Raw genomic sequence first — 12,663 nt, 5'->3', positions numbered from 1 at the left:
CGTGGTGAATGTCTTGATGGCTGTAAATGCACCGGGTCCACCACCGCAAACTGCAGCAATCTGCACTTCATAGGTTGTGGCAGGAATCAAGCCTGTTAACTGAACCGGTGGATTACCGTTCAATGTGGAAGCATTTACGGTTGTCCAAGCTGAAACAGGATTGGTTACCGGTCTGTACTGTAAAACATAGGAAATGTTATTGGTAGCAGGCGTCCAGTTTACGGTAGCCGAATTGTGTGTTACCGCAGCAAAGGTTGGAGCTCCCGGTACAGCATTGCTGCAAGGTCTTAATCTTACTGCATAATCTTCAACTTCACCATTAACAGGATCCTGACACATAACAGGCGCACTCGTACGTTTCAGGACAACTCTCATTGTCGTCGTTAACGGTCCTAAATACACACCCGTTGCAGGCACATCAAATGTTGCCGTAACAGGAGTTGTCGTGCTTGGAGCTGAAGTCATGATTCTTTCGCTGTCTGTAAAAATCCCGTCTCTGTTGTAATCTATATAGGCATAAACAGCGTCGCTGTAAGTAGTGCCTACCCAACCTTTAGATACAGATAATTGATTCCCTGTAGATCCGATTTCTAAATTAATAAGCGTAGCAGGAGCGGTATAGCTTGTATAATTCGTCTGTAAGGAAGTATTGTCCATCACAGGGAAATTAACAGGAGTAACTTTTACATTTGAAATGTAATCGTTCGTACCTGTACCCGTCATATTACAATATGATAAAGGCGGCGTTGTAAATGATACCGAAGGGCTGAAAGCACCTGTACTTCCGTTACAAATTGTAGCGACCTGCACCTGATATCCTGTCTGCTCGGTAAGTCCTGTAATAGTATGATAACTTTGTCCCGCAGGAAGTGTCAGGCCGGCAGCTGTAGGAAGCCAAGGTCCGGTAGCACCTTCTCTCCATCTGATAATATAAGTAGCTCCGGCAGCCGGTAACCATGATATATAAGCAGTTGTAGCTGTTAAATTGGTTGCCGTAATATTAGATGGTGCCGCTGTTGTACAAGGAAGCAAATCAATTAATCTTACATAATAATCTTCAACCTCACCATACGAAAATGTACCACAAGGATCCGGAGCTGAACTTTCTTTTAGTATTACTCTCATCCTTAATGGAAGGTTACCTGCATAAGCTCCTTGAGCAACGGTAGGCACATTAAATGTGGCATTTACAAGCGTAGTAGTATTTGATGGAGAATCTAATATTATCTCATTATTTTCAAATACACCATTTCTGTTAAAATCAACCCAAGCTCTTGTAGCTGCGCTCCAAGTAGAGTTCGGATATGTTTTCGTTACTGAAATACTATTATTAGCAGTACCTCGGATGAACGTAATATATCTTGTCGGGTCTGTAGTATAATCTGTATAGAACGGAGGAGGCGTAGGTGAATTACTTATCATAGTAGGCATTCCTGTAGGAGCAACCGTTACATTTGACATGTATTCGTATACCGTAGTACTTGTAGGGTTTGACGTACAATAAGATATCAACGGAGTTGTAAAGTTCACACTTGCAGAAAATGCTCCCGTTGTACCACCACAGATTGTAGCTACCTGAACTTCATAAGTTGTTTGTTCTAAAAGTCCTGATACATTCGCAACATACACCGGAGGTGTTGTCATATTCACAGTCGTCCACGCACCAGTACCTGTTCTATATCTTAAGATATATGTAGCACCCTGAGTAGGAGCCCAAGAAATCGTAGCTGTTGAAGGAGTAAGGTTGGTAACCGTTATATTCGTTGGTGGTGCAGTAGTACACGCAGGAAGATCTATTAATCTTACCGCATAATCTTCTACTTCACCATAAGTAAACGTTCCGCAAGGATCCGGAGGTGAACTTTCTTCTAATATTACTCTCATCCTTAATGGTAAATTACCTGCATAAGCACCTGCCGGCACAGCAAATGTACTGGTAACCAAGGTATTTACGTTTGAAGGGTCATCCATTACCATTTCGGTAGCCTCGAAAATACCATTTCTGTTAAAATCAATCCATGCTCTGGTTGCAGCACTCCAAGTAGAATTAGGATATGCTTTTGTGACAGAGATATTATTATTGGCCGTATTTCTATATAATGTAATCAACCTTGTTGCATCAGCTGTATAATCTGAGTAAAAAGGAGGAGGAATAGCCGAATTGCTGACCATCGCCGGCAAACCAATCGGTGTTACTGTAACATTTGAAATATATTCATAGGCGGTAGTACTTGTCGGGTTTGATGTACAATAAGATACTCCAGGTGTCGTAAAGTTCGTACCGGCTGAAAATGCTCCGGTCGCACCATTACAAACTGTTGCTATCTGTACTTCATATTGCGTAAGTTCCGTCAATCCGGGAATGTTATAACTGTTGGCAAGCGGAGTTATAATATTTACGGTAGTCCATGCTCCCGCTGGTAAAACTCTGTATCGCAATACATAAGTTGCACCGTTTGTAGGAGTCCAAGAAACTGTCGCGCCAGTAGGAGTAATATTAGCTACTGTAATATTGGCAGGTGGAGCTGTTGTACAAGCCTGTAAAGTCGTTCCAACTAACTGAAGTGTTGGTATTGTAGAATAACGACTTGTTGCAGTAGGTGGATTTGCAGGATCAGGGTTTGTAGAAGAATTATAGTAAAGCATTCCTCTGTTAGTTCCTGCCGTATAACTACCCCAGTTTGCAGTACAAGAAGTACCTGCAGGATTTTCATCCACAGCAACCACAACATTACTTGTTCCGTCCCAAAGGAAAGGCGTACCCAATGGAATTGTCACCCAAGATCCGGCAGTCATTGCAGGTAAAGTACCCGAATATACCTGTTGCAAAGATGATGCTGGAACCCAGCTTGTGGTCGTTGCAAAATTGTTCTGGGTCGTATTTCCCATATAAACAACCCATTGATTATAGTTTGCTTGGTTAGAACCTGTACTTGATACAAAAAACTTAATTGATGTAATATAAGTATTTGTTCCCACGGATCCGCTAACTTCTGCTGCAGTATAAATCTGTTGCGAATAATTGTATCCTGAACAAGAATATACCGGAAGATAAGCATGTGTAGCCGTTCCTGAACCAATTTGTCCCGGTGTGAAAGAACCTCCCGCAACCCAAGGAGTTTTATCGGTCGGCGAACATACTGATCTTACCCACCAATAATAGGTGGTTCCTGATACCAAAGGCGTTAAATTCTCACTTGTAGCTGTAGTTGCCGTACCAGCAGTTGCCGCAACAGGAGGTGTATTTGTAGTTGTGTAATAATATTCATAACCACTTGCAGGTGCCGGTGCTGGTGCAGCAGGCGGACCCCAATTGATTGTGGCTGATGTAGGAGTAAGATTGGTTACAGGCAAAGTCACCGGCTCAAAACATGTCGGAGCCTGAATTACCTGAACTTCATCTAAAAGAACATCATCATAAAAGTAACCATTACCCGCAGCATCTTTGTCTACGGTAAATTTCAATTGAATTGTGGCTCCTACATAACTTGCAGCTAAAGGAATACCTACCGTTCTCCATTCCGGAGCATTGGTGTCATTTACAAAAATCTGAACCCAACCTGTGCCATCATTTACCTCAACTTTTAATTCATTATCATCATAATTTGGCAATGTTCCGGCAGCAGCATCCAAGTGATTTTTAAACCATTCAAATTTAACATAAGGATTAGTCAAACCGGCCAAATTGATCTGTGGCGTAATAAGTTCAACAGTATGCTCATTGGTATATGGCGAGCTCGCATCAACCCAGGCATAAGTACCTGTAGGTTTCCCGTTGTTGGTAGCACCATAACCTACACCAGAACCAAACTTCCATTTGACATTGGCATTGGTAGAGGTTGAAGTCGGGTTTTGATTAACCCAACATGCCGGAAGAGCACCCGTACTGAAAGACTGCAAGAAAGGTACAGCTACAGGTGGGCAGGTTTGTCCTGATATACTGGTAATGAAAGCCAGCATAAAAGAAAGTGTTAGTAAAATTTTCTTCATACTATTAAATATTAAATCCCGTGGGATGTAAGAATTATTAACTGTTTAAAATAATTTTCTTAGAAAAGACATTACGCTTGAGCATAAAAAGAATTAAAGGTGTAAAAATTTGCCTCATAGATTTTACTTTATTTTTTCAGATTAAATACAAATCTAAACATTTTTTGTTATTTGAGTAAACGTTTTGCGAATATTTTTATTATTAATTCAGCATAATTCACTTTATGGTTACATTATAAAAAATCCCCAGGCAAAACCTGAGGATTCGTTAGTATTAAAAAAGTTTTTATTATTTCTTAATAAATTTAGAATTGAAACTTTCTTTTCCTTTATCTTCTATAGAAATTACATACACTCCTTTTACCAAAGAAGAAACGTTGATTCTACCATTGCTGATATTTCCATTTCCTACTAATTGGCCGGTTGCACTGTAAATTTTATAAGTGGCTTTATCGGAAACTTTAGTTACATTCAAGAAATCAGTCGCCGGATTTGGATAAATCTGGATACCGTCTTTAGGGCTTGCTAAGTCTGATGTACCCAAAGCACCGGTTACAACTACATTATAATCTTCTACTTCACCATATAAATTGATCGTTCCACAAGCCGGAGCACTGATTACATAACCCGGATCCTGATAATAGAAATTATAAATTCTCATTCTCAATCCTAATCCAAGAACAGCAGTTGAAGGAACTGTAAACGTTGTTGTTACAGGATTCTGAGTATTGGTAGCTGCATTAGAAACCAATAGAATTCTTTCTGAATCTTCAAAAGTTCCGTTTCTGTTAAAGTCTATCCAAGCAGTTACCATATTCGGAGCCGCAGCAGATGCTACCCAACCTCTTGTAATTGACAAAGTATAAGTATTACCAGCAACTAAGTTAGCTTGAAGAGCCGGATTCGTACTATAATTAGTATACGTACTTGCCCCTGAAGTATTATTTACATTAGCCAATGTTACGTTGGCAATGTGATCATCCGTTCCGTTACCAGAAACCACAGCACAATAAGTAAGACCTAAAGTTGTAAAGTTTGCAGATGCAGAATAAGTTCCCGGAGTTCCTGAACATACTGCTGAAACCTGTACTTCATAAGCAGTACCGTCAGGTAAATTAGATAAAGTTACAGTCGGTGAAGTTGTATTAACGCTTGTCCAGGCAGCATCTGTTACTTTTTTATAACGAACAATATATGTAGCACCAGTTACCGGAGCCCAATTAATAACAGCAGAACTTGTTGTAATGTTACTTGCTAAAACACCCGTTGGAGCAGATCCGTCACATGTACCAAAAGCAGTTACAAGAACTGATCTTACAGCATAAAACACATTACCTAAAGCCGAAATTCTTAATTTAACAGTCTGCCCATTCATTGAAGTTGGGAAAGAAACATTTTCTGTACCATCATTAGGCGTTGAAGCTGACAATACAGTCCAAGTAGCCCCGTTATCTGTTGTATAATCAATTTTCACGTTGGCTACACTATAAGGAGCAGCAGTAGTTCCTGCAACATCCCACTCAATAGCTGAAGGAGCATTAGTGTTCGCATATTGTGAGTTCACTTTGAATGGCCCATTATCCCCTACAATGATTGTCTGCTCTGCATAATTGGTTTGCTGCTGTGTTGTTGCTGCATTGTTGTCTCTTACAGTAACAGCAAATTTTGTCGTTCTTGCTACTTTAGATACAGATTCCCATTGGTTATTAGAATTATCTAAAACACCCGCCAATACAGAAGCTAGTTTAGGAAAATATCTAGTAGGACTTGTAGTTGGCGTAAATGATCTAAACGTTCCACCGGAAGTAGTAGATCCTATATTGTTTTTATTGATTACAACAGTTGCATTATCCACTTGCTCCCACATATAAGTAATAGGATCATTCTCAGGATCTGTTGCTGAAGCAGTTAAAACGAATGCTGTTCCTTTAGGAATATTATAAGTAGGTAAAGCTGCAATTACCGGAGGATTATTGGTAATTGGAGTTTCTATATCACAGGTTTTCTCAACTAAATTAGCCTGTATCTGTCTAATGCTCACATTATGGAAAAAAGGATCAGAGTTTGGCTGAACGTCTGTATTCGGTCCCGTAATTCCGGCATAACCCATAATTGTAGACCCTGAGCCCGGCTCAACATTCACCCCTGAACCTTCAAGAGCATGAGCAAAAGTATGGTTACCTCCCAATTGATGGCCCATTTCGTGAGCTACAAAGTCAATATCAAAAGTATCTCCTACAGGGCTCGTGCTTTGCGTAAATGCAGAACCTTTACCATAAGCCGCTTGCAATTGGGGATTAGTTGAAGTTGGATTTATACAAACACAACCTATACAACCTGCATTACCGTTGTTACCGTCTGCATTGAAAACATGTCCTATATCATAATTAGCATGACCAACGTTTGCAGTAAGTGTCTGCTGAAGCTGGAAATTCAAATTAGTTGTATAAGGGTCTGTTGCAGCATTGGTATAAATTATTCCAGGGAAATTCTGAATATTCAAATGCAATGCAAAATCTTTTTCAAAAACACCATTCACTCTTGTCATTGTAGCATTCATCGCTGCAAGGGCCAAAGCAACTGTTCCACCATGGAAAGCAGTATATTCACCCGTTGCCGACAAAGCTAACCTCATTGTTCTGTACTTTTTATCAGAATTTTTCGAGAAATCGGTAGGCTGATTTGATAAAGTTTGTCCTTTTTTCAGCATCTCATCTATCTGTTGAGCTGCAGCAGGACTTTCTGATGTACTACAAACGAAACTTTTACCATCTGTATTAAGTGATTTCGGATGTACTCCATATACAGTTTTGTCTGTATTTTGAGCATCAATAAATTCATATTGCCCATTATGGAAAACCATAGACTGGAAATCGTTGGGAGCAACAGAAAATCTCAGGTATTTACCCGGATCATCAATTCCTACTCCTACATAAGAACCCAACTGATACTGATCTGCCAATTCTTTAACCATTACAGGAAAGCTATACACCGCAAATCTTTCAATTTTACCACTCAAAGTAGGCAAAGAAATTTCAACTGGTTTCGCACCATTTCCTGTTTCCTGAGCATCCTTAAGCTGTTCTCTGATATTATTCAGATCTAATTTATAATAATTTCGAACAAGAGAATATTCCATTTTCGAACCTCTCTTATTAAGTGTTGTAGGTGTCCACTGCGCCATTGCCGATCCACCTATCAAACTACAAAATAAAGCAGTAATGAGTTTTTTCATATATATGAATTATTTTTATTAATCTCCAAAAATAATGTTTTTATATGTTTTATTCTCAATAAAATACATAAAAAATGTAGTAAATTAATAATTTTCATATATTTTAATAAAACACAAAAAAACATCAATTAATAATCGATGTTCTTTTGTTTATAATTAATTATTGAAAAGTTTATTTTAAATTAATATTCTTAATATACATTTTTACTTTTTCATTATAATATTTAAGATTACAAAATCATAAATTGAAATTGAATAAGACGTTTATAAAAGAGATTAATTATAGATCTGAAATTATTTTAGAACTTATACGCAATATTCCAAGCAAAACCCATGTTGAATTTTGATGAGCTTTTTCCAAAACCCGACACAATCATAGGAACGACTTCATCCTGCTTCGAAGTAATCATCAAATATTTAGGCTGCATATTGACATCTATGTAAAAATTGGACTCGAATAATTGAACTCTTCCTCCAATAGTGCCTTCCAGCCAGAAAGATGATTGTGAAGATGCGGGCATCGAAACAGATGAGCTGTTGCCACCAAAACCACGTATCGGAATCGCAAAATATTCTTGATTATAAAACGAACCAGCCAATTTCCCTCCAGCATAAAAACCATTAAATTCATTTTCTTTGTCTTTGGCCAGCATATAAAATGCGCCCAACTTAAAAAACGGACCATTGACCTGTGCGTCATATCCGTTTTTTTGATAAATATTTTTTTCAAAACCGGCTTCTACAACTCCGTGAATATTTTCTTTTATTCTTGATGAAATAAACCCCTGAAACAATTGTCTGTCTGAAAAAAAAGAAACTCCGGTATTCAAAACATCAACACCAACCATAAAGTTGGGTTCGTATTTCCATTTTTCCTTTTCAGCTTCTTCCTTTTCCTGAGCAAAAGAAAGCAATCCAAAAAGGCTAAAAAATAAGGTAAAGATTAGTTTTTTCTTCATTTTCAATAAAGTTTTGACCGGGTTCTAATTGTATTACAGGATCTGCTTTTAGCAGTTCGGAAGTCAGATTTTCATAATTTCTTTTTACACCGCAACCTGGCGAAACATAAATAGATTTTGTGGTATAATTGATTCTTACTTTGGATGAATCACCAACTGCACTGGTTTTAAAATAAACATCCGTAAAAGGTGAGTCGTCTACACGCAAAGGCACTAAAACAGAATCTACAGTTCTGTTCCAGCCAAAATCTACAATATTGGAACCTAAATCTACATATACTTTTATAGAATCCAACGTTGTGATTTTATCTGCATTTTTAAACATGATTTTCATTCTGGGAGTTCCTTCGCCGCTTTCGCAGATATCATCATCTCCGCCACATGAAATCATTAAAAATGATATGATAAACAATAAAATTAGATGTTTCATTTTCAAAATTATTTTGGATCTAAAGCTTTTTCAATACGGAAAACTAAATCTTCATAATGATATTTATTGACAAGATCAGCACCATTTGCTTTCGTTGAAAAATCTTTTTTAATGGTATTTAAATTTCCTCTTACCAAAGCAGAAACATCTGTTTTGTCGGGAGATTTATTGTCGGCCAGTTTTATCAGATGATCTACATAATTTCTCTGAAGATTTCTTTCGTAAATGTCTACATTATCTTTTTGAAGAATAGCATTATTCAAGTCTGAAAGCAATTCGATGACAGAATAAGTGTTTTTTTCTACAGCTTCCATTTGGTACATACTTCCAAGAATCATAGGATTTAAAATTCTTCCCAATACACCATTCTGGATTTCCTCAATAGTTTTCACAGGAGTTTTCCCTGTTTTTTCAAAAATATCTTTGTTGATCAACCATTGCGGAGTCGTGAAAATGTTCTTTTCAAGGAACTTCATGGCTTCTTTCTGGTCTTTTTTTGCTACAACTTCATATACAGGTCCCGATTGTTCTACCGTTTTCGGAGTTTCCATCTGCCCGCCAATATATTTTGAAACATGACCTAAATATCTTCTGAACTGCGTTGTCACCTGATCATACATCAATTCAAGATTTGTGTAATCTTCATTAGGCTTGCGGGTCCATTTTCCTAAATTATCTATAATTCTCTCCAGATTTTTGATGCCGTATGCACTTGCTATCATTGCATTATCACCAACCTGTTCGCTTTGTGATCTTGGGTCTAAAGGATTCGATTCTGTCCCGAACCAAAGTCTTTCATTTTTAAGATTTTTGATTACCCATTGATTCAGATGCTCTTTTTCTGCGTCCGGAGTTTTATAGTTATTAAACCTTCTGTATCCCCATTCAATTGCCCAATTATCATAATCTCCGATTCTCGGCATTATCCCAGCATCTCCAATATTGTCTTCGGGTTGTGCAACATAATTAAATCTTGCATAATCCATTATTGAAGGCGTGTGGCCGTTTTTTTCAAGCCATTTTTTATCTCTCAATTTTTCAACAGGAACTGTCGAACTTGAACCGAAATTATGTCTTAATCCCAATGTATGTCCAACTTCGTGTGAAGACACAAAACGAATCAGCTCTCCCATCAATTTATCATCAAACTCAACACTTCTTGCACGAGGATCATTAGGCGAAGCCTGTACAAAATACCAGTTTCTCAAAAGCAGCATTACATTATGATACCAATTGATATGACTTTCAAGGATTTCTCCTGTTCTCGGATCTGCGATTGAAGGTCCCGAAGCATTTGGCACATCCGAAGGTTTATAAACAATTGCCGAAAATCTTGCATCTTCAAGACTCCAATCTGTGTCGACTTTAGGATTCGGAATTTTTGCGAAAATTGCATTTTTAAAGCCTGCTTTTTCAAAAGCTTTTTGCCAGTCATTCACACCTTGAATTAAAAACGGAATCCATTTTTTTGGTGTCGCGGGATCAATATAAAATACAATCGGTTTTGCAGGTTCTACCAATTCGCCTCTGTTGTATTTTTCGACATCCTGAGGTTTCGGCTCGAGACGCCATCTTTTAATCAAAGAAATTTTCTTTACACCTTGAGGATCAAGATCAAAGTCTGTATATCCAACTGTAAAATACCCAACTCTCGGATCAAAATATCTTGCCTGCATTTTATTTTCCGGCAAAAGCACAAACGAAGAATTGATTTCAACAGTATAATTTCCGCTGATCTTCGGAGCATCTTTTGCCAATTCTGGAGGTAACTTTCCTAAAGTTCTTGTAAATGTTTTAGTGGTGTTGATTTCTATATTATTCGGAAAAGATTTTACAAAATTCACATAAGACATATCTTTCTGAAAAGCTCCTACACGATAACCTTCTTTTGCGCGAACAGAAAAAGAAGTGATTTCGTTATCAGAATTCAATAAATCTGTCACATCAATTACAGAAGATTTTTTCTGAATTCCGTATGCTTTTACATCAAAAGCTTTAATGATAGATTGTACATTATTTCTTGTAACCGAGCTGTACATATCGGAAGTAGAATCTTTGGCGTAATCTACATGCGAAATAGATCTGATAAAAATTTTATCGCTTGGCCCTTTCTCAAAAGCGATTACCTGCTGACCAATCTGATCGCCTGCATATCCCGAAGTTCCGGAACGCATTCCTGCAGCAGCCTTTGTAAGCCTTGTTACCAAAAGAAATTCTTTTTTCAGCATTGAATCGGGAACTTCAAAATAATATTTGTCGTCTATTTTATGAACCGTAAAAATTCCCTGATCGGAAACGGCTTTATCTGTAATGACTTCTTTATAGGGCTTAATAAGACTTTTCTTCTTATCGTCTTTTTTTGCTTTTACAGTATCGTTTTTTGTGGCGACAGAATCTTTCTGTGCATAGATAAAGGTTTGGCTAAAAAGTAATACTGCTAATAAAAAAAATGCTTTACAGTTCATATTATTAAGTTTCCGATTATATTTATTTCAAATTTAAATAATTATTTCTTTACAAGTAACGCTATATTTTCAACATGATGCGTTTGCGGGAACATATCTACAGGTAAAATTTTCACCAATGTATAATGATCTTTCATTAATGCCAAATCTCTAGCCTGTGTCGCAGAATTGCAACTTACATAAACTATTTTTTCGGGGGCAAGTTTCAGAATTTGTTCAACTACTTTTTGGTGCATTCCGTCTCTTGGAGGATCTGTAATTAAAACATCTGCTTTTGGATGATTTTCCAGAAACTCGTCATTAAAGACATTTTTCATATCGCCACAATAGAATGTAGTATTCGTCAAACCGTTTAATTCAGCATGTTCGATGGCTGCGTCGATGGCTTCCTGAACAGATTCTATACCGATTACCTGCTTTGCGTTTCTTGCAACATATTGAGCAATTGTTCCAGTTCCTGTATATAAATCGTAAACTACTTCATCGCCTTTTAAATCAGCAAATTCAAGGGTTTTTCGATACAATTCCAAAGCCTGCTTGTAATTGGTCTGAAAGAAAGATTTTGGTCCTATTTTAAACTTTAATCCATCCATTTCTTCCATTAAAAACCCTTCTCCGGAATAAACATTTACGTTTAAGTCATAAATGGAATCATTCTGTTTCGAATTGATTGCATAAACCAATGTTTTGATCTGCGGAAATTTCTCCAGTAAATACTGGAACAGTTTTTCTCTTTTTTCCTTCTCTTCTCTATACAGCTGAAACAAAATCATCCATTCGCCTTTTGAGTTTTGTCTCATCATTAAAGTTCTCAAAAAACCTTCCTGATTTCTCACATCAAAAAAGTCTAAACCGTTTTCTACTGCATAGTTTTTCACTGCCAAACGAATCGCATTTGAAGGATCTTCCTGAAGAAAACATTGATTAAGATCAAGAATTTTGCTCCACATTCCGGGAATATGAAAGCCCAAAGCATCTTTGCTTCCGAAATTTTCTTCCGAGCTTATTTCATATTGAGTAAGCCATCTTGCATTGGAAAAAGAAAATTCCATTTTATTACGATAAAAATACTGTTCTTCGGAACCGAGAATAGGAATCGTTTGAAAATCATCAATTCCGCCAATTCTTTTAATATTATTATATACTTCTTCCTGCTTGAAATCCAACTGCTTTTCGTAGCTCATATTTTGCCATTTGCATCCTCCGCAAGTTCCAAAGTGAATGCATTTTGGTTCAACTCTGTATGGAGATCTTTCTACGACTTCGACAGCTTCCGCTTCAAAATATTTTGATTTTGATTTTTTCACTCTTGCATTGACAACGTCTCCCGGGATTGCTCCTGAAACCAAAACCGTTTTCCCTTCTTCTGTTTTTCCTATCGCGATACCTTTGGCTCCGGCAGATATAAGTTTTATATTCTCAAGAATAATATTTTTCTTCTTTTTCACTTTCTTCTATAATTTTTCTATAAGCACTTAAACTTGTAAAATACAATTGAATAATTATATTAAACTCCGTTTTGATTTTGCAAAAATACAATAAAAAAAACCTTATCCGAAGACAAGGTTTTTTTCTATTGTTTAA

At 37.2% G+C, this 12,663-nt stretch carries 6 protein-coding genes; all 6 read right to left on the bottom strand.

Annotated elements, in window-relative coordinates; translation table 11 throughout:
* Window positions 1–3,990: GEVED domain-containing protein (locus tag AC6CHK_RS13920; protein WP_498097149.1), on the bottom strand; the 3,990-nt coding region annotated here is incomplete at its 3' end.
* A gap of 289 nt (window positions 3,991–4,279) precedes the next feature.
* Window positions 4,280–7,225 carry a reprolysin-like metallopeptidase gene (locus AC6CHK_RS13915; RefSeq protein ID WP_498097147.1) on the bottom strand — a complete coding sequence of 982 codons (2,946 nt, stop codon included), beginning with the start codon at window positions 7,223–7,225 and terminating at the stop codon, window positions 4,280–4,282.
* 299 nt (window positions 7,226–7,524) lie between these two features.
* Entirely contained in the window at window positions 7,525–8,184 is a 660-nt protein-coding gene (locus tag AC6CHK_RS13910) for a DUF6048 family protein (RefSeq protein ID WP_498097145.1), read from the bottom strand.
* The gene (locus tag AC6CHK_RS13905) at window positions 8,150–8,614 is read right to left on the bottom strand and encodes a DUF6452 family protein (protein ID WP_498097143.1); all 465 of its coding nucleotides are present in this window, start codon (window positions 8,612–8,614) and stop codon (window positions 8,150–8,152) included. The genes AC6CHK_RS13910 and AC6CHK_RS13905 overlap by 35 nt, the downstream gene beginning before the upstream one ends.
* Window positions 8,615–8,622: 8 nt before the next feature.
* The gene (locus AC6CHK_RS13900; RefSeq protein WP_498097141.1) at window positions 8,623–11,079 is read right to left on the bottom strand and encodes a zinc-dependent metalloprotease; all 2,457 of its coding nucleotides are present in this window, start codon (window positions 11,077–11,079) and stop codon (window positions 8,623–8,625) included.
* Window positions 11,080–11,120: 41 nt separating this feature from the next.
* The gene (rlmD, locus tag AC6CHK_RS13895) at window positions 11,121–12,527 is read right to left on the bottom strand and encodes a 23S rRNA (uracil(1939)-C(5))-methyltransferase RlmD (RefSeq protein WP_498097139.1); all 1,407 of its coding nucleotides are present in this window, start codon (window positions 12,525–12,527) and stop codon (window positions 11,121–11,123) included.
* Window positions 12,528–12,663 lie beyond the last annotated feature (136 nt).

Source organism: Chryseobacterium sp. GQ58 (genome assembly GCF_059758895.1).
This window is presented reverse-complemented; position numbering and strand designations above follow the sequence as displayed.